Source organism: Salinarchaeum sp. Harcht-Bsk1 (assembly GCF_000403645.1).
Lineage (GTDB): Archaea > Halobacteriota > Halobacteria > Halobacteriales > Salinarchaeaceae > Salinarchaeum.
In genome coordinates this window covers 1,492,186-1,511,354 of sequence record NC_021313.1, presented here as the reverse complement: position 1 = coordinate 1,511,354, position 19,169 = coordinate 1,492,186, and the positions used below count along the sequence as shown (strand labels likewise).

General features: G+C 69.9%; 16 protein-coding genes. 7 read left to right on the top strand and 9 right to left on the bottom strand.

All coding sequences use genetic code 11. The annotated features are described in order from the left end of the window. Window positions 1-263: 263 nt before the first annotated feature. Window positions 264-2,777: an RND family transporter gene (locus L593_RS06850; RefSeq protein WP_020446211.1), complete on the top strand. Its 2,514-nt coding sequence runs from the start codon at window positions 264-266 to the stop codon at window positions 2,775-2,777. Between the two features lie 84 nt (window positions 2,778-2,861). After that, the gene (locus tag L593_RS06845; protein ID WP_020446210.1) at window positions 2,862-3,920 is read left to right on the top strand and encodes a Gfo/Idh/MocA family protein; all 1,059 of its coding nucleotides are present in this window, start codon (window positions 2,862-2,864) and stop codon (window positions 3,918-3,920) included. A 24-nt stretch (window positions 3,921-3,944) separates the two neighbouring features. On the opposite strand, the gene L593_RS06840 is transcribed toward L593_RS06845, so the two are convergent. Beyond that, the gene (locus L593_RS06840) at window positions 3,945-4,454 is read right to left on the bottom strand and encodes a hypothetical protein (protein WP_020446209.1); all 510 of its coding nucleotides are present in this window, start codon (window positions 4,452-4,454) and stop codon (window positions 3,945-3,947) included. Window positions 4,455-4,516: 62 nt separating this feature from the next. Continuing rightward, window positions 4,517-5,341, bottom strand: coding sequence for an MBL fold metallo-hydrolase (locus tag L593_RS06835; protein WP_020446208.1), 825 nt, complete (start codon window positions 5,339-5,341; stop codon window positions 4,517-4,519). Window positions 5,342-5,683: 342 nt separating this feature from the next. Between L593_RS06835 and L593_RS06825 the strand changes: the two genes are divergently transcribed. Together L593_RS06825 and L593_RS06820 are read left to right on the top strand one after the other, a co-directional pair. Further along, the gene (locus L593_RS06825) at window positions 5,684-6,388 is read left to right on the top strand and encodes an SDR family NAD(P)-dependent oxidoreductase (protein WP_020446206.1); all 705 of its coding nucleotides are present in this window, start codon (window positions 5,684-5,686) and stop codon (window positions 6,386-6,388) included. 85 nt (window positions 6,389-6,473) lie between these two features. Further along, the gene (locus L593_RS06820) at window positions 6,474-7,823 is read left to right on the top strand and encodes an ABC transporter substrate-binding protein (protein ID WP_020446205.1); all 1,350 of its coding nucleotides are present in this window, start codon (window positions 6,474-6,476) and stop codon (window positions 7,821-7,823) included. A gap of 43 nt (window positions 7,824-7,866) precedes the next feature. Here the strand turns inward: L593_RS06820 and L593_RS06815 are convergent, their stop codons facing one another. From L593_RS06815 to L593_RS06800, 4 genes are read right to left on the bottom strand one after another with little or no spacing between them, the layout of a single operon-like run. Further along, window positions 7,867-8,580, bottom strand: coding sequence for an ABC transporter ATP-binding protein (locus tag L593_RS06815; RefSeq protein WP_020446204.1), 714 nt, complete (start codon window positions 8,578-8,580; stop codon window positions 7,867-7,869). Then, window positions 8,580-9,515, bottom strand: a complete 936-nt coding sequence (locus L593_RS06810; protein ID WP_020446203.1) for an ABC transporter ATP-binding protein — start codon at window positions 9,513-9,515, stop codon at window positions 8,580-8,582. The genes L593_RS06815 and L593_RS06810 overlap by 1 nt, the downstream gene beginning before the upstream one ends. Beyond that, window positions 9,508-10,959 (bottom strand): branched-chain amino acid ABC transporter permease, encoded by a 1,452-nt coding sequence (locus L593_RS06805; RefSeq protein ID WP_020446202.1) that lies wholly within the window; start codon window positions 10,957-10,959, stop codon window positions 9,508-9,510. The genes L593_RS06810 and L593_RS06805 overlap by 8 nt, the downstream gene beginning before the upstream one ends. Beyond that, on the bottom strand, window positions 10,956-12,062 hold the full coding sequence (locus L593_RS06800; protein WP_020446201.1) for a branched-chain amino acid ABC transporter permease: 1,107 nt from the start codon (window positions 12,060-12,062) through the stop codon (window positions 10,956-10,958). Before L593_RS06800 ends, L593_RS06805 begins: the two co-directional genes overlap by 4 nt. Before the next feature lie 107 nt (window positions 12,063-12,169). Here L593_RS06800 and glp point away from each other — a divergent pair, with 107 nt between their 5' ends. Then, complete coding sequence (glp, locus tag L593_RS06795; RefSeq protein ID WP_020446200.1) at window positions 12,170-13,435, top strand: gephyrin-like molybdotransferase Glp; 1,266 nt, start codon at window positions 12,170-12,172, stop codon at window positions 13,433-13,435. Further along, on the top strand, window positions 13,432-15,357 hold the full coding sequence (locus L593_RS06790) for a molybdopterin biosynthesis protein (protein WP_049894364.1): 1,926 nt from the start codon (window positions 13,432-13,434) through the stop codon (window positions 15,355-15,357). Before glp ends, L593_RS06790 begins: the two co-directional genes overlap by 4 nt. Window positions 15,358-15,464: 107 nt before the next feature. Here the strand turns inward: L593_RS06790 and L593_RS06785 are convergent, their stop codons facing one another. The 3 genes from L593_RS06785 to L593_RS06775 form a co-directional block, all read right to left on the bottom strand. Continuing rightward, on the bottom strand, window positions 15,465-16,202 hold the full coding sequence (locus L593_RS06785; protein WP_020446198.1) for an HAD family hydrolase: 738 nt from the start codon (window positions 16,200-16,202) through the stop codon (window positions 15,465-15,467). Between the two features lie 95 nt (window positions 16,203-16,297). Beyond that, entirely contained in the window at window positions 16,298-17,395 is a 1,098-nt protein-coding gene (locus tag L593_RS06780; RefSeq protein ID WP_020446197.1) for a histone deacetylase, read from the bottom strand. Window positions 17,396-17,500: 105 nt separating this feature from the next. Beyond that, complete coding sequence (locus tag L593_RS06775; RefSeq protein WP_020446196.1) at window positions 17,501-17,782, bottom strand: 4a-hydroxytetrahydrobiopterin dehydratase; 282 nt, start codon at window positions 17,780-17,782, stop codon at window positions 17,501-17,503. Window positions 17,783-18,520: 738 nt separating this feature from the next. On the opposite strand from L593_RS06775, the gene L593_RS06770 reads away from it, so the two are divergent. After that, window positions 18,521-19,081 (top strand): KH domain-containing protein, encoded by a 561-nt coding sequence (locus L593_RS06770; RefSeq protein ID WP_020446195.1) that lies wholly within the window; start codon window positions 18,521-18,523, stop codon window positions 19,079-19,081. Window positions 19,082-19,169: the final 88 nt, after the last annotated feature.

The following is a 19,169-nucleotide window of genomic DNA, read 5'->3' as shown; positions in this document are numbered from 1 at the left end:
CTGTTTCGTCCAGCCATCAGGCATCTATCTACCTTCCGGGGCCTCTGATACAGGGACCCACTCGGAACCCGTGCCTGCGTACCCAGATTTGCCGACGACTGCCTGCAACCGACGTACCGTAGCGCGACTCCGCCTCGGCGGCTCGGTTGCGGGGGCGACGACGGTGACGACCCAGCGCGGCGACGTTCGCGTCGAGGTGTGGCACCCGTGACAACGACTTTGTGACCAGGAATTGTTACGCTGACACGTACCGAGGGGCCGCCATGTTCGACTCACTGCTGGACCGGACGGTCGCGGTGGTGACCACTCACAGCAAGGTGACGATTGCAGTCGTCCTGCTGGCCAGCGTCGTGGTCGGGGCGGGAGCAGCCGACATCCCCGGACCGACGGAGGACGACCTCGCCTCCGACAGCGTCGAGCAGGAGAAGCTCGAGTATATACAGACGAACTACGGCGAGAACACCGAGGACGTGGTGTCGGTGCCCGTGTACGTCCAGAACGAGGGCGGAAACGTGCTCTCGAAGGCGTCGCTGCTCCGGTCGCTCCGTTTCCAGCGGGACGTGGTGGGCGAGGAAACCGTCCGGGAGGCTGCACACCCCGAGCAACCGGTCGTCGGCGTCTCGAACCGCGTCGCCGTTCGGCTCGCCGGGGATCCGCAGGCCGACCTCCAGACGCAGATCGAGGCGCTCGAAGGGGCCGAGGAGGCCGAGGTCCGCGAGATCGTCGTCCGCGTCCTCCAGGAGGAACAGCAGACGCTCGCGCTGCTTCCACGGACCTACGACGGCGGGACAGCTACCGCGGAGTCGCGCCAGATGGTGTTCCTCCTCGAGGGCGAGCCCGAGGAGGCGTTCGCGCTAACGGGGCCGGTCGCCGACGCCCAGCAGGTGGTGTTCGAGCGGACGGACGAGGAGACCGAAGACGACTACTTCATGCTCACGGGGCCGGCGCTTCAGGAGCTCCAGGCCCAGGCGACGACCGACACGCTGTTGTTCATCGGACCGATCGCGCTGCTGTTGATCCTCGTCGCATTGAGCTTCGCGTACCGGGACGTCCTCGACGTCGTGGTCGGGATGTTCGGCGTCGTGCTGACGCTCGTGTGGATGTTCGGCCTCCTCGGATGGTTGAACGTCCCCTTCGGGAACGCCTCGATCATCGCGCCGATCCTGTTGATCGGCTTGAGCATCGACTACGGCCTCCACGTCTTCATGCGGTACCGCGAGGAGCGAGGCGGCGAGGAACGGACGCTCGCGGAGGCGGGCGAGCGCATCGATCGTGACGTGCGGCCGTCGATGGACCGGGCACTCTCCGGCGTGGGGGTCGCGCTATTGCTCGTGACCGTCACGACGGCGATCGGCTTCCTGTCGAACGCGACGAGTCCGCTCTCGGACATCAGGGTGCTGGTGGTGGCCACCGCGCTCGGCGTCGTGGCCGCGTTCCTGGTGTTCGTGACGATCGTCCCGGCGTTGAAGGTCGAGATCGACAGTCTCGCCGAACGGTACGGCCGAGATCGCCGGAAACCGGCGCTCGGCAACGACGCTGGCCGGGTCCGCGACTTCCTGACCCTCGGCGTGTCGGCGGCCAATCGATCCGCGGTCACCGTGGTCGTGGTCGCTCTCCTGCTCACGGCCGGCGGCGTCCTCGCCTTCGGCGCGCTCGACACCAGTCTGGCGTACGAGCCGGACCAGCCGGCACAGTGGCAACAGGACGTGCCGGAGCCGTTCGGCATGGAGGAGTTCGAGTACCTGCACAACCAGCGCTACGTCGAGCAGAACTTCGCCCGGGCCGGTCCCGGCGTGAGTTCGGGGCAGATCCTGATCGAGGGCAACGTCACCGCACCCGAGACGCAGTTGCGGATGGCACGCGCCCAGCAGCGATTCGCCGAGTCCGGCGTCGCCTTCGAGCGATCGGACGGGGCGACGGGCGTCCAGAGCCCCATCACCGTGATGCAGGCGGCGGCCGCGGAGAACGCGACGTTCGCGGCGACCTTCGAGCAGGCGGACGCCACCGGCGACGGCGTGCCCGACAGGAACGTTCGCGAGGTGTACCACGCGCTGTTCGAGGTCGCGCCGGACCGGGCCGCCGCGGTGATCGAGCGACACGACGGGGAGTACCGGTCTGCCCGCGTCGTCATGCCCGTCCGCCAGGATGCGGACTTCCGCGAGTCAGCCGATGCCATCCGGCGGAGTGCCAGGACCGTCGACGGCGCCCCGGGGGTGACGGCGACGCCCACCGGAGAGGACGTCATCCTGCTCGTCGAGATGGACGTGCTCACCGACAACGTGCTGCAAACGCTGTACCTCGCACTCGGGGTCATCCTCCTGTTGATCATGGCCGTGTACCGACGCACGAAGGGGAGCGCGAGCCTGGGAGCCGTCACCGTCCTCCCGATCGGGATGGTCGTCACCTGGGTGTTCGGCGCGATGTGGGTGTTCGGCGTGCCGCTGACGCTGCTGACTGCACTGTTGATGAGTCTCGCGATCGGGCTGGGAACGGACTACACCGTCCACATCAGCGAACGGTTCGCCCAGGAGATGGAGCGGACGTCCGACGCCACCGAGGCACTCGAGCGGGCGACTGCGGGCACCGGCGGAGCGCTCCTGGGGAGCACGGCGACCACGGTCGCAGCGTTCGGGACGCTGGCGCTGTCGACCTTCCCCGACGTCCGCCAGATCGGATTCCTGGTGGCGTTCGCACTCCTCTGCTCGTTCGTGGTCGCCGTGTTCGTACTGCCGAGTATCCTGCTCGTCTGGACGCGGCTGGGCGGTCGGATCCGGTGACGGACCTCGACGCCGACGGGTGCAGTCGGGCGAACTGATTGCCGCGAGCCTGACGGTTTTCACCCTGCCACGGAACCCACCGCCATGAGTGAGCCACCAGCGAGCGACTCATTCCACGTCGGCGTCATCGGCTGTGGCGCACTGGGCCGACACATCGCCGAACAGTTCCGCGCGGAGCCGACCGCCTCGATCGCCGCCATCGCGGACGTCAGCGACGCCGCACGATCCGAGGCCGGTGAGGCGCTCGACGTCCAGCCCGCCGATCGGTACGAGGACTACGCAGCGATGCTCGAGTCCGCCGACCTCGACGGCGTGGTGATCGCGACGCCCCACGCACTCCACCACGAGCAGGTCGCGGCGGCGCTGGACGCCGGACTCCACGTCCTCTGTGAGAAGCCGCTCGTGCTGACCGTCGAGGACGCCGTCGACCTCCGGGATCGCGCGGCCGCTGCCGACCGGACGCTGATGGTCGGCTACCAGCGCCACCTCGACCAGGCCTTCGTGCGAGCACGGGAGCGCTACCAGGGCGGCGCTGCCGACGACGGTGCCGCTGTCGACTCGCCGGAGATCGGGCACGTCACAGCGGAAATCACGCAGCCCTGGTTCGACATCGCGCCGGGAACCTGGCGCGCCGACCCGGACCTCTCGGGCGGCGGGTTCACCGTCGACACCGGGCGGCACGTGATCGACGCGCTGCTGTGGGTCACCGGGCTCGACCCGGTGGCGGTCGACGCCGAGATGGCGTTCCGGTCGCCGGGCATCGACGAGCGCGCGGAGATCCGGATCGAGTTCGAGGGCGGCGCGACGGCCCACGTGTCCTTCTACGGCGACGCGCAAACGGTGCGGGAGGCCCACCACGTCGTCGACAGCGAGGGAGCCGTCGAGATCGACGGGCTCGGCTGGGGAAGCCGGGATATGCGCACGATCGACGACGAGGAGACCGTCCACGAGCCGCTGCTCGATCGGGGCGCGGAGCCGACCAAGGCCGAAGCCTTCCTCGACGCTGTTCGATCGGGTGACGCTCCCCCGGCGACCGTCGAGGACGCGATCCGGGCGACCGCGGTCGTCGAGGCGGCCTACGAGTCGGCAGAATCGGGCGAGGCGGTCGCCGTTTCGCTACCTGCTTCCCCCGACGAGGACTGACCGCTCGGCAGGAACTGCCGGTCCTCAGCCGACCTGCAGCGCGAAGAGCACGTTGTCGGTGCCGTCGACGAAGACGTGCAGCGGCGCCTGCTCGGCCGTCGGGTCGGTCCACACGTAGCGCTCGCGAGGTCCCCTCTCGACGTCCACGAGCACGGCGAGATCGTCGCCCAGTCGCACGTTCCGGCCCTCGGGCAGCCGGACGACCTCGCCCGGCGCGAGCGAGAGCGACCGGTCGGCGACGGTGGTCGGCGAGTCCGTTTCGCGGGTGACTTCGATCGAGATCCGCTTGCGCTCGTCGGAATCGTTGTGGAGGTGGATCTGGGAGGCACCGGCGTGGTTCCGCCCGCCGTCGGTCGATTCACTGCCGTCGTTCCCGTCGCCGAGCGCTGCACAGCCAGCCGAGATGCCAGCAGCACCGACCGCTCCGATCGAGTGGAGGACAGTCCGACGGCTCGGGGTGCGTCCAGCCGGGGTCGGTTCGGGACCGTCGGCGCGGCGGGGCGAATCCGCCTCGCGATCGCTGGAGGAGGGCACACGAGGGCCTTCGAAGAACTACCCCGTAAATCCACCTTCCGCGAGCGGCGGGAGATCGAGTGCTACAGTTCGAAACGCTCCCCGTCCACCGCCAGCGGCGTCTCGAACGCCTCCTCGGGATCGAACCGGTGCGAGCAGTGGACGAGCCGCACCGTCGCGGCGTCCAGTTCGTCGGCCATCGACAGTGCGCCGGCCCTGGTCATGTGCTTCGTGCCGAACGTTCGGGGGACGCCGTTTTCGTCGAAGTGGTCGCCGCCCTTGGGGTGGATCTCGCAGGACTCGGCGGGGACGATCGCCTCGGCGAGCAGCAGATCGGCGCCGCGGAGGACGGCCTTCGAGCGCTCCGGAATCCCGTAGCTCGTGTCGCCGGTCGTCGCGAAGACGGCACCCGTCTCGGGATCCTCGATCCGGAGGCCGTAGCAGACCAGCGGCGGGTGGTCGACCGGGACGAAGGTGACCTCGAAGCCGCAGCTCTCCACGGGTTCGAACGGCGTGGCGTCGCGAACCGTGACGGTGTCGAGGTAGTCGTAGCGCCGGCGGGCGGTCTCGGCGACGGACTCGCCGGTGACGGGGTCGGTCTCGTTCGCGGCGTAGACCGGCATGTCGCGGACCAGTCGGTAGGCGTTGCCCAGGCCGTCGAGGTGGTCGAAGTGGACGTGGGTGACGATCCCCGCGTCGGGGAGGGCGACGTCGTTGTCGAGGAACTGCTGGCGAAAGTCCGGGCTGAAGTCGACGAGCAGGGACTCGTCGGTGCGCTCGTTGTAGACGTGGACGGAGAAGCGGGTGCGCTCGACGCCCAGTTCCTCGGCGCGGGCGCAGGTGTCACAGTCACAGCCCGGGGCCGGCGTCCCGATCGTGTCGCCCGTGCCCAACAGCGTGACCTCCATTGCTCGCCTGAAGCCTGGAGCGGGAGCGCCCTAACGCTCGCGGTTCGAGGTCCACCGCACCGAACCGGGCGGCGGCGAATGTCGCCCTACCGTCGGTCGTCCCGCTGTCGGCCGGACGGTCTTCGACGTCCACCTGTCGATCGTGCCGCCTTCGAAGTTCCGCTGTCGGCCGTTCCGCCGACGGTCGTCCCGCTGTCGGCCGTTCCACCGACGGTCGTCCCGCTGTCGGCCGTTCCGCCGACGGTCGTCCCGCTGTCGGCCGTTCCACCGACGATCCGTGCACCCGGTACAGGCATCAGGTCCGTAACCAGACTTTTCTCCGAACGCGCCGTCGGTCGAGGCATGTCCGTCAGTTTCGACTTCGAGGACACGGTCGCGTTGGTCACGGGCGCCAGCGGTGCCCTCGGCAGCGCCGTCGTCGAGCAGTTCCGTGCCACCGGCGCGGCCGTCGCAGCGATCGACGTGATCGCCCCCGACGACGAGGACTCGCTGCTCGACCCCGACGAGGGGACGACCTTCTACGAGGCCGACCTGACGAACGAGGACTCCGTCGCGGAGACGATCGATGCCGTCGTCGAGGATCACGGCCGTATCGACCACCTCGCCAACATCGCGGGCACCTGGCGCGGCGGCGACCCGATCGAGGAGACCGACCTATCGACCTTCGAACTCGTCTTCGACGTGAACCTCAAGACGATGTTCCTCACCTCCAAGCACGCGCTGCCTCACCTCCAGGAGTCCGGCGGCGCGATCGTCTCCGTCAGCGCGCGGTCCTCCCTGGAGGGCGGCGAGGGCGACGGTCCCTACCGCGCCTCGAAGGCCGGCGTTCGACTGCTCACCGAGACGATCGCGGAGGAGAATCGCGGGACAGTCCGTGCGAACGCCGTCATGCCGAGCGTGCTCGACACGCCGATGAACCGCGAGATGATGGAGCCGAGCGACGACTGGGTCGATCCGGGGAACGTCGCCGCGACGATCGCCGTGCTCTGTTCGGACGCGACGGTGGTGACGAGCGGCGCAGCAGTCCCCGTTTACGGCGAGGCATAACGGCGCCGTCTGGCGAGTTCCGGTCCGGCAGCGGCCGACATATAAGCTGATCGTAACAAAATACGCGGATCGGCCTCTAGGGGCCATGGCGAGACGCTACGATCGCCGGACGATCCTGAAGGGAACCGCAGCGGGCATCACGATCACCCTTGCTGGCTGCCTCGGCGACGACGGCGGAGACGACGAAGACGGCGATGCGGACGGTGCCGACGGAGGTGATGGCGACGGTAACATGACCGACGGTGACGGCACCGACGGAGACGGTGACGGCGACGATACCGCGGTCCCCGGAAGCGAGGCCGGCCGCACCGTCAGCGTGGGCGTGCTCCAGCCGGTCACCGGCGACCTGGGCGACCTCGGCGGGCCGATCCGGGACGCGGCGATCCTCCCTGGCGCCCAGCTCGAGGGCGAGACCGACTTCGAGATCGACATCCGCGACGAGGACACCGAGTCCACACCGGAGGCCGGGATCAGCGCCGCGGAGTCGCTGGCGAACGCCGGGTATCCCGCGGTTACCGGCGCCGCCTCGTCTGCGGTCACCCAGAACGTGGCCCAGAGCGTGTTCATCCCGCAGGGGATCGTCGGCTGTTCGCCAGCGTCGACGTCGCCGGCGATCACGAACCTCGACGACGACGATCTGATCTTCCGGACCGCACCCAGCGACGCGCTCCAGGGCGAGGTCATGGCGCAGGTCGCCTACGAGGACCGGGACCTCCAGAGCGCGGCAGTGTTCCACCTGAACAACGAGTACGGCGAGCTACTCGCGGAATCCTTCGCCAGCGCGTTCGAGGAAATCGGCGGCTCCGTCCAGACGCAGACGGCGTTCGAGGCCGAGCAGCCGTCCTACACGTCGGCGCTCGACAGCACGCTCTCGGACGACCCGGACCTGCTGGTGGTCATCGGCTACCCGGCGAGCGGGACGCAGATCTTCCGTGACTACTACTCGGACTTCGACGCCGAGCGGACCGTGATGGTGACCGACGGCCTGCAGTCCTCGGACCTCCCCGGGAACGTCGACAACCCGATGGAGAACGTGCTGGGGACCGCACCGCTGGCGAGCGGGCCGAACGTCGACGCGTTCAACCAGCTGTACGAGGACGAGTACGGCCAGGCGCCCGGCGTGTTCAACGCCCAGGCCTACGACGCGACCGCCATCCTGCTCCTGGCCAACGTCGCCGCTGGCGAGAACGACGGGATCGCGATCCGCGACCAGATGCGAGCGGTCGCGAACCCCGAGGGCATGGAGGTCGGCCCGAGCAACCTCGCGGAGGGCATCGCGACCGTCGCCGGCGGCGAGGCAGTGAACTACCAGGGCGCCTCGAGCCCGGTCACCTTCGACGAGAACGGCGACGTCGTCGCGGTGACCTACTCCATCTGGGAGTTCGGCGAGGGCGGCGCGATCGAACAGATCGAGACGGTCGACTTCGGGCCGTAGGATCGGACGCGCGGTCCCCTGCGGCAGTCACGCTCGCCCCCGACTATCCGCCCAGGAAGTCCTCGCGCACCTGTTGATCGGCCAGCAGCGCCTCGCCGCTGTCCTCGTGGCGGTTCTGGCCCTGGACGAGCACGTAGCCGCGGTCGCAGCGCCGGAGCGCCTCCTTGGCGTTCTGCTCGACCATCAGGATGGCCGTGCCGTCGTCGTTGATCTGATCGACCCGATCGAAGAGGTCGTCGACGAGGTCGGGAGCGAGGCCGGCGCTCGGTTCGTCGAGTAGCAGGAGGTCGGGGTCGAGCATGAGCGCCCGACCCATCGCGACCATCTGCTGTTGGCCGCCGCTCATCGAGCCGGCGGTCTGGCCGGCACGCTCCTCGAGGACGGGGAAGCGATCGTAGACGGCCTGGATGCGCTCGGCGGGGATGGAGTCGAGAATGTACGCGCCCATCTCGAGGTTCTCCCGGACGGAGAGCGAGCCGAACACGTTGTTCGACTGGGGGACGTAGCCGACGCCCTTGCGGATGATCTGGTCGGGGCGGAGCCCGCTGATCTCCTCGCCGTCGAACTCGACGGAGCCGCCCATGTAGGTCGTCAGCCCGAAGACCGTCTTCATCACGGTCGACTTGCCGGCGCCGTTCGGGCCGACGATCGTGACGTACTCGCCGTCGTCGACGTCGAGGTCGACCGAATCGAGGATCTGGAGGTCGCCGTAGCCGGCGTCGAGGTCCGACACCGTGAGGAGTCCGTTCGCTGCCATCAGACGTTCCCCCCGAGGTAGGCCTCGATGACCGCCTCGTTCTCCCGGATCGTCTCGGGCTCGCCCTCCGCGAGCACCTGGCCCTGGTGCATCACGATCACCCGGTCGCAGTGCTCCATGATGAGGTCCATGTCGTGCTCGACGAGCAGGAACGAGTAGCCCTCGGCCCGGAGGTCGTGGATCCGTTCGAGGAGCTTCTCCTCCAGCGACGGGTTGACGCCCGCCATCGGCTCGTCGAGCAGGAGCAACTCCGGCTCGGTGAGGAGCGCCCGCGCCAGCTCGAGCAGCTTGCGCTGCCCGCCCGAGAGCGAGCGGGCGTACTCGTCGGCGAGGTGGTCGATCTCGAAGGTGTCGAGCACCTCCCAGATCTCGCCGACCAGCTCCCGTTCCTGCGCGACGACTGCCCCGCGGGCGCCGGGCAGGACGGAGCGGGACAGCGACTCGCCGCGCTGCCCCTTCGGAGCGACCATCAGGTTCTCGAGGACGGTCATGTCGGGGAACTCGCGGGTGATCTGGAACGTCCGAACGAGTCCCGCCTGCGCGATCTGGTGGGGCGCCAGCCCGGTGATCGACCGGCCGTCGAAGGTGACCTCCCCGCCGTTGGGCCGCGTGAACCCGGTCACGAGGTCGAACGTCGTGGACTTCCCGGCGCCGTTGGGGCCGATCAGGCCGGTGATTGTCCCCCGCTCGACCGCGAAGCTGGCGTCGTCGACGGCGGTGATCCCGCCGAAGGTCTTGCGGAGCCCGTCGATCTGCAGGATCGCGTCGCCCTCGCCGTCGCCCCACCCGGGCGGTTCGGGTTCGGGCACGGTGCGCACGCTGGCCGGTGCGGGGTCCGGCGTGCTGGCACCGCCGGTCCTCCCGCCGCCGGTCCCCCCGTTGCCAGTTTCCCCGGGGTCGGCGCCGGCGTCGCTCCCTGCCGGTGCGTCACTCATCGCCACCACCCCCAGCGGTCGCGGCGCTGCCGGAGCCCCTGCCCTCGGCTGGACGCGAGAGGTCCGTCGCCGCGGCGATCTCCTTGCGGTGCCCGAGGATGCCGTCGGGTCGTCTGAGCATGAGCACGATCAGGACGAGGCCGACGAACAGCCGCTGAAGTAAGTCGATGTTGCCGATCGCGTAGCCCACGAACGGCATCACGTCGAAGCTCGCGAACGCGGTCACGGCCTCGTAGATCGTGTCGGTGCTGGAGACGTCGGTGTGTTCGCTGATCACCCGCTGGAGCATCCGCGGTCCCTGAAGGAGGAGGCCGACGAACGCGATCCCGCCGACGATGCTGCCTGCGTTCGACCCCGAGCCCCCGACGATCAGTGCGACGAACACGTAGAAGGTGAGGATCGGCACGAACGCGTCCGCCCCGACGGTAAAGCGGCTGGCCTGCCAGAGCATCCCCGCCAGCCCCATGATGGCACAGCCGAGCACGAAGCTGTAGATCTTGATCCGGCTGGTCGGCTTCCCCAGCGCCTGGGCGGCGCCCTCGTCCTCGCGGATCGCCTTGAGGATCCGCCCGAACGGCGAGTAGGCGATCCGCGAGAGCAGGAGGTAGGCGAACACGACGAAGAGGGCGACGAAGACGGCGTATCCCCACGCCATCACGGTCGTCCGCTCGAGGCCGAACCACTCGCCGATGACGAAGAACTGCGTGCCGAGGTAGGTGGGATCGCTCCGCGGGCTGCCGTCGACCGTGAACAGCTTGTAGACGTACTCCTGGGCGCTCGGAACCTGCACCGGTGCGCTCCCCTGCAGCCCGATCTCGTTGCCGAACACGTGGTGCTGGGCCAGCCACTGGGACTTCATGAGGAACCGGACGATCTCGGCGATGCCGAGAGTCACGATCGCGAAGTAGTCTGCTCGCAGCCGGAGCGCGGGCAGCGCGGCGATCGCACCGAGCGCCGCGGCGGCGAGCATGCCCGCGATCATGCCGGCCCAGATCGGCAGGCCGAACCCGACGCCCTCGCCGCCGGAGACGATCGCGAGCGTGAACACGGCGACCGACATGAACCCAGCGACGCCGATGTTGAACAGGCCCGCGTAGCCCCAGTGGAGGTTGAGCGCGAGCACGAGCAGGGCGTAGGCCGCCGCGAGGAAGGTCAGGCGAGCGAGCGTGTTGGCCGTCCCATTGGCGTCGAGACCCTGTCCCCAGGAGAGCACCACGAAGAGCACGTAGACCAGCGCCAGCGTCGTGAGGACGACGACGGCGTCGGCCTTCCAGCGCGGCATGGCCGTCATCCGCGACCGAATGCCGTCGGCGTACGGAGCCGCTCGTCCCCGGAGGCCGCCCCGCGTGGCCCCGGTCTCGGCCGTCCCGGCGCCAGCGTCGCCACCGCCGTCCTCGCGGATTTCCTCACGCCCACCGTCGCCACTCGTGTCGTCTCCACTCATGCCGTCTCCACCCCGCCGAGGAGGCCCTGGGGCCGGAAGATCAGGATCAGGATCATCAGGAGGAACGCGGCCGCCGTGGTCAGCCGGTTGGGCACCCAGATGATCGCGACCTGATCGACGATCCCGATGACGAGGCCGCCGAGGATCGCGCCGTAGATCGAACCGATGCCGCCGAGGATGACGCCCGCGAAGATCGGGAGCAGCAGCGTCCAGCCGCGGGTGTAGGTGATCGTCCCGGTGTTGAGCACGATGAGGTAGCCGGCGACGCCGGCGAGCGCGGCGCCGATCACCCACGTCGCGAGCACGACGCGCTCGGTCGGGATGCCGGTGATCTTCGCGAGGTCGCGGTTGTCCGCCATCGCACGCATCGACTTCCCGAGCTTCGTGTACTGGAGCATCAGGTGGACCGCGACCATCAACACGACCGCGCTGGTGACGAGCGTGAGTTCGTGGAGGTCGACGGTCGTGCTGACGAAGCCGAGGTCGATCGTCTCCTCCGGCGCGCTGGCGGGCACGCTCCGGTTCGAGGTCGTGAAGACGAACGCGATGAGGTACCGGAGGACGAACGCCACGCCGACGCTCGCGATCAGTAGTGCGATCGCGGACTCGTTACGCAGCCGCCGGTAGACGAGTCGGTCGGCGGCGAGCGCGATCAGCACCGTGACGACCGCGGCGAACGCGATGCCGCCGAGGATCGCGATCGGCTCCTGATCGATCGCCATCCCGATCTGTCCGGGCGCGGGATCGTTGTTCGGCCGCACGAGCAGGAGGTCACCCAGGCCGTAGGCGCCGAAGCCGGCGATGACGTAGGCGCTCGCCCAGCCGGAAAAGGCGCCGGTCGTCAGCAGATCGCCGTGGGAGAAGTTCGCGAACCGGAGGATGCTGTAGGTCATCGAGAGGCCGATTCCCGCGAGGCCGTAGATCAGCCCCACGACGATCCCCTGCCACACGTACCGGCGCAACGTCGAGACGTCGAGGGCACCGGTCAGGAGCTGCCGGAACAGGTCGACCACGAGGAAGACCAGCAGCAGCCCGAGGATCGCCCCGAGCACCTGCTCGACGCGCAGTCTGGAGAGCGTCCGCCGAACGTCGCTCGCTTCCATATGGTAATGAGTAACACTCTGCCGACAAATACTTCACGTTGCCCACGGTGGGCGCTGCCGGCCCCTGGCGCACTACCCTTTTGCCCGCACCGCACGAACCGCCGTCCATGACGAAGGACGGCACCGACGCCACCGGGGACGGTGCGGATCGCCGGGTCGCCGGATTCCAGACCCGGACGCCCCTCGACGAGGCTCGGAAGCGCCTGGCCGAGCACGTCGAGCCACTCGCCGACGCCGAGCAGCTGGCGATCGGCCGCGCGGACGGCCGCGTGCTCGCAACGCCGGTCGGGTCCTCGCGGGACGTCCCGCACTACCGGCGCGCAGCGATGGACGGCTACGCGCTGCGGAGCGAGGACGCCGCGGGCGCCTCGGCCCGATCCCCGGCGGTCCTCGACGCGGTCGAACCGGACGAGCGCGAACCCTCGGAGCTACCCCCGGGCGCTGCACGCCGGGTCCACACCGGGAGTGCGATCCCCGACGCCGCGGACGCAGTGGTCCCGATCGAACGCGCCGCGGCGATCGGATCGGAGATCGAACTCACCGACCCCCTGGCACCGGGCGAGAACGTCGCGCCGGTCGGCGAGGACGTCTCGGCCGGCCAGGCGCTCTACGAGCCGGGCCACCGGCTGCGACCCTCCGACCTCGGGCTTCTCAAAGCCGCTGGCATCGAGGCGGTCTCGCTCCGTCGCCAACCCACGGTCGGCGTGGTCCCGACCGGCGTGGAACTCGTCCAGCACGATCCGGCGCCGGGACAGGCCGTCGAGACGAACGGCCTCACGGTCTCTCGGCTCGTCGGTCGCTGGGGTGCTCGCGCGGAGTACCGCAACGTCGTCACCGACGATCCCGACGCGCTCCGGGCGGCGATCCAGCGCGACCTCACCAAGGACGTCATCGTGACGACCGGCGGCACCTCCGTCGGCCAGCGCGACTTGCTGCCCGAGGTCCTCGACGACCTCGGCGAGGTGCTCGTCCACGGGGTCGCCCTCCAGCCCGGCCACCCGGTCTGTCTCGGCGTCGTGGAGGAGACGCCCGTGCTCTGCCTGCCGGGTTACCCCGTCTCCTGCATCGTGACCGCCGTCCAGTTCCTCCGGCCGGTCCTCCACTGGCTCACCGGCACCGAGCCCGAGCAGCCGCCGACGAAGCCGGCGACGCTCACACGGAAGATCGAGAGCGAGCCCGGCACCCGGACCTTCGCCCGCGCCGAACTCGACGCTGAGGACGGCCGGCAGGTCGCCCGCCCGACCAGGACGAAGGGCGCGGGCGTCCTCTCCTCGGTCGCGCTCGCGGACGGCTGGATCGAGATCGAACCGGACGTCGAGGGCCTGCCCGAGGGCGACCTCGTCGCCGTTCAGGACTGGGAGTGGCACCCGTGAGCGACCGCAAGACGTTCCGGGATCTCGCCGATCCCGACGCGGCGGCCGCGGCGATCGCCGACCTCCCGATCGCGCCCGAACCGCCGGTCGAAGCCGTCCCGCTCGACGACGCCGCGGGCCGGATCCTCGCCGAGCGGATCGACGCCGGCATCGACGTCCCCGGCTTCGATCGCGCGAGCCTCGACGGCTACGCACTCCGGGCCGGCGACACTGCCGGCGCCGACGAGGCCGACCCGGTACGGCTCGAGGTCGTCGGGACGCTGCACGCTGGCGAGGCGCCCGGTGCTGCCGAGGTCGACGACGGCGAGGCCGTCGAGGTATCGACGGGCGCCGTCATGCCGCCTGGCGCCGACGCGATGGTGCCTATCGAGCGCATCGACGAGATCGCGAGCGAATCTGGTGCAGTATCGGACGTCGACGTCCGCACCGCGGTCGCCCCCCGCGAGAACGTCATGCCCGCCGGTGCGGACCTCGCCGCGGGCCAGCGCGCGCTGGGGCCCGGCACCCGGCTCACGCCGCGGGAGGTCGGTCTGCTCGCGGCGCTCGGCGAGGAGTCCGTGCCGGTCCGCGCACGGCCGACCGTCGGGGTCCTCTCGACGGGCGCCGAACTCGTCCCGCCCGGCGAGCCCCTCGACCACGACAGCGGTCAGATCCACGACGTGAACGCCGCCTCGATCGCCGCAGCTGCGCGGGAGGCCGGCGCCGACGTCCAGCGGTATTCGACGGCCGACGACGACCCCGAAGCGCTCGCGGAATCGCTCCGCTCGGCGGCGCCGGCGTGCGACCTCCTGCTCACCTCCGGGTCGACCTCCGCCGGTGCGGTCGACGCGCTGCACTCGGTGCTCGAAGCCGAGGGTGAACTCCTGCTCCACGGCGTCGCCCTGAAACCCGGCAAGCCGACGCTCGTCGGCCGTCTCGGCGACTGCGGTTACGTCGGCCTCCCCGGCTATCCGGTCTCCGCGATGATGGTGTTCCGGACGCTCGTTGCGCCAGCGATTCGCGAGGCAGCGGGCCGCCCCGAGCCCGAGCGGGCCAGCGTCGAGGCCGAACTGCTCGAGGAGGCCCGTTTCGAGCCCGGCCGCCGCCGGCTCTTGCCGGTCGGGCTGGTCGAAGCGTGGAGCGACGCCACCACAGCCGCCGGCGATCCGGACGGCGATCGGACGCCGCTCACGTACCCGGTCGATCGCGGCTCCGGCGCCACGACGAGCCTCTCGCGGGCGGACGGCCTGGTGACGGTCCCCGCAGAAACGTCCTACGTCGCGCCCGGCGAGCGGGTGACCGTCGAGTTGTTCTCGCCGGCCGTTCGCCCGCCGTCGCTGCTCGCGATCGGCGAGGACGACCCAGGCGCGGCGGCGGTGATGGACGCGCTCGACCGGCCGCGCTACCTCCCCGACGGCACGGCCGCTGGCGTCCGGCGGCTCCGCGCCGGCGTGCCCGACGTCGCGGTGGTCGCCGGCGAGCCCCGCCGCGACGCCGAGGGTCCCGAAATCGCGGCCTGGGAGCGCGAATGGGGGCTCGCGGTGCCGGCCGGAACCCCCGAGGATGTCGCTACGATCGAGGACCTCGCCGGGTCGGATCTGCCCTTCGCGAATCTCGCGAGCGGCTCGGGGCTCCGTGCGGCGCTTGACGACCGACTCGACGCTGCGGGAATCGACCCTGCGACGATCGAGGGCTACGGCGTCGGGCTCCGCGGGCACGAGAGCCCTGCTCGTCGGGTGCTAACGGGCGACGCAGCCGCGGGACTCGGCCTCCGGGCGACGGCCGAGCGGCTGGACCTCGGCTTCGTTCCCTTCGGAACCCAGCGGGTCCGGCTGATCGGGAATCCGGACCGCTCGGACGCGGCGGGGCGGTCGGCGCTCCAGGGGGTCACCGACCGGCTTCCGGAGCTCCTCGCGTCGATTTCGGGCTACGAAGCCGCCTGAGAATCGATCGATGCAATCGGCCCCGGTCGTCGGTCCTCGGTCACCGGCGCTCAGTCGCCAGCCCTCGATCCGCCGGCCCACAGTCGCTGCCCCTCGGTCGCTAGCCCTCAGTCGCCAGCCATCGAGCGCAGCGGATCGACCCGGTCGATCGCGTCGACCCGATAGTCCGCGAGCACGCAGTGCTCCCGTCGGTCGTGGTCGAAGCGCTCGACGTGGACGGCGTCGAGGCCGGCGTTCCAGGCGGCGCCGACGTCGCCAGCGGTGTCGCCCACGTAGAGCGCGCGGGAGGGCGGTTCCGCCGCCGCGCCAGGCCCCGCGGTGATCGGCGTGCCGCCGTCCGCGGCGATCCGGCCGTCGCGCCTGTCGTCGACGAGGTGGTCCATCCCGATCTCGCCGAGCGCGTGCTCGATCGGTCCGGGATCGGGCTTCCAGCCGAGGTCGTCCGAGCAGGAGACGACGGCGTCGAACCACTCGCCGATGCCGTGGTGATCGAGGACGGCTGCAGTTGGTTTCGGCGGGCAGTGGGTCACGAGCGCGGTCGGCACGTCGAGGTCGGCGGCGATCGCGGCGTCGTCGAAGACCTCCATCGCGGCGGCGCGGTCCTGGGGATCCTCGGTGGCGTCGAAGACGCGCCAGAACTCGGCGACGTCGACGCCCAGTTCGCGAAGCTGCTCGTTCCGTGGGCCGCCGAGGCCGTGCCAAAGCCGGCTGGCGATCTCGTCGGAGAAGTGGTGATCGAGTTGTCGGCCGACGGCGTCGAACACGGAGCGGACGTGGTCGAACTCGGGGGCGACGAGCGTGCCGTCGAGGTCGAACAGCACGGCGTCGTAGGCGTGGCCGGCCATCTGGGCGGAGGTAGGCGGCGCTGGCGTATATGGATTTGGGCTCGCCGGCGGGGCGTCGCTGTCGGGCGGTTTATCGGACGATAGCGGCCTGGCGGTCAGTCGAGCGCCGGCCAGATCTCCGCGGCGCCCTCGATGACTCGGCGGGCTTCCTCGGTCGGTTCGCCCTCGGGGGCGGCCGGGGTGCCGTTCTCGATGGCCTCGGCTGCGGCGTCGACGCTCTCGGCGAGCAACCCTGGCTGGTAGCCGCCCTCGAGGACGATCGCGAGCGGGGCGTCGTGGGCCGCCGCGACGGCGCGGGCCCAGCCCGTGAGCCAGCCGTAGTTCTCGGTCGTGAGTTCGAGGTCGGAGATCGGGTCGTGCTCGTGGGCGTCGAAGCCCGCGCTGAGGACGACGAGATCCGGCTCCGCGGCGTCGAGGAACGGGTCGAGCAGCGCCTCGGTGGCCAGCCGGACGGCGGGGCCGCCGGCGCCCGCGGGGAGCGGCAGGTTGGCGGTCGCACCGATCGCGTCGCCGACGCCCGCCGCGTCGACGGAGCCCGTGCCGGGGTAGACGCCGTCCTGGTGGACCGAGACGTAGTGGACGTCGGTGCGGTCGACGAACTGTCGCTCCGTCCCGTTGCCGTGGTGGACGTCCCAGTCGAGGACGGCGACGGTGTCGACGCCGTCGAGTTCGAGGGCGCGCTCGGCGGCGACGGCGGCGTTGTTGACGAAACAGAAACCCATCGCGCGGTTCCGCAGGGCGTGATGTCCCGGCGGGCGGACGGGCGCGAACGTGACCGGCGTCTCGCCGGCCGAAGGTTCGCTGCCGGCCGAAGGTTCGCTGCCGGCCACCGATTCGTCGCCGGCCGTGAACTCGTCGGCGGTTCTCGTCGCTTCCTCGTGGGCTCGTTCGACCGCCCACTCCGCCGCGCCGGCCGCCGCCATGACGGCTGGCCAGGTACCAGCGGAGGTGACGGTGTCGTGGTCGACGCGCTTCTCGTCCTCGCAGGTCTCCTTCAGCCACCGGAGGTAGCCGGGCGTGTGGACCGCGCTGATGTCGTCCGGCTCGAGGGGCTCCGGCCGCTCGAACGTGGCGCCTCGTTCCTCGAGCGTCTCGACCACCCGTTCGACGCGCTTCGGTCGGTCGGTGTGGGTCGGTCCCGGATCGTGCTCCAGACAGGCGGGCGCGTGGCCCACGAGCAACGGCGAACCCATGCCAGTATCCCGTTTGGTGCCCACGTGCTTCAACTGCCTGCCCGGTTCTCGCGGCCTGGGGCTCGGAGGATGGAAACGCGTCGCAGACGTCGATCGGCTCCAGATTCAGGCGTCAGTCTCGGACTCGATGATCTCCGCCATGTCGAGGTCCTGCTGTGTCACGCCGCCCGCGTCGTGCGTCGTCAGCGAAATCTCGACCTCGCCGTAGCGGATGACGATTTCGGGATGGTGGAACTGCGCCTCCGCGATCTCGCCGACGAGCTGGGCGAACGCGACGCCGCGCAGGTACTCGTCGAACTCGTAGGTCCGGGTGATCTCGTCGTCCGCGTACTCCCAGCCCTCGGGGAGTCCCGCCTCGATGTCCGCCTCGTCAAGCACGTCTGCCATACCCTTCTGTCCGCTCCCGGTACTGTTGAAGGTTGGGGCCGGGTTCGAAGTCGAATGGGGCGTTCTTTCGTGGCAGCATCGTTGCTGTGAACCGCTCGGAAGCCCCCTCCCGCTCGTGCGCTTACACTCGCTGTCGTCCGAGAGAGCGAAGCCCTCTCGTGATCACGAAAGGCGCTTCGCGCCTTTCGAACGACGCTCCTCATCTCGCTCACTTCGTTCGCTCGATTGCGGTGCTGGCTTCGTCTAAGCGTACGAGCGCTCGGCCCCTTCCAGTCCCACCCGATCGGATTCTCCCGATCGCGAATCTCCGGTGGACCACGTCGGCGCACGCTGACGTGGCCGCGAGCCCCGTAGCGGGCGAGCGGCCGTCGTCAGCTAGCGTGCGAGGGCCGAGCAGCGGAGCGGTGAGCGAAGCGAACCCGAGCAGCGCAGACGGCTGGGGAGGAATGAGGCGTCTGGGCGGACTTCGAAAGCCCCCGATCGCTCGACGGTGCGAGGCGACGGTGAGCCGAACGCAGTGAGGCGAACGTCGATAGACGAGCGTAGCGAGTCTATCGGAACAAGCACTGCAGCGAACGAAGTGAGTGAAGCGCGCAGCGAACCGCAGCCCTCGAGCGATCGGGGGCTTTCGGACGACGGTTTACCCCTGGCCCTCCCACTCGACAGAGAGCCGATAACTGCGTTTCGCGAACCCAGTGCCGAACGCTTAACCGCAGCCACATCCTACCGCAGACAACAATGCAGCACGTGAAGATTCCGCAGGACCGCATCGGCGTGCTCATCGGCGATGGGGGCGAGACGCTGCGAGAGATCGAAGCGAAGGCGGACGTGCGACTCGACGTCGACTCCGAGAACGGCGCCGTCAAGATCGACCAGCAGGGCGACGCCGACCCCGTTCGGGCGTTGAAGGGCCCGGACATCGTGAAGGCGATCGGTCGCGGGTTCCACCCCGAGGACGCACTCGCCTTGCTCGACGACGAGATGATGATGTTCGACCTCGTCGACATCGACGCCGCGACGCGCAATCGCAACGACCTCACGCGAAAGAAGGGCCGCCTCATCGGCGAGGACGGCCGAACCCGGGAGCTGATGGAGGAGCTCACCGGCGCGAGCGTCGTCATCTACGGCTCGACGCTCGGCGCCATCGGGACGCCCCAGCAGGTCGACGCGGTGCGACAGGCGGCGGAGATGATCATCGACGGTGCACCCCACGGTACGGTGTACGCGTTCCTCGAGGACAAGCACCAGGAGATCAAGCGTGAGGGACTCGAGTACCACCGGTTCCCGGGCAGTAGCTGAGGAGGCTTCGCCGGCTGCGTTTGCTCGTCGTCTCGATCGCTCTCCGCTCCGCTGAACTGCGGTTCGACCGACACTGACGATCCCCTTG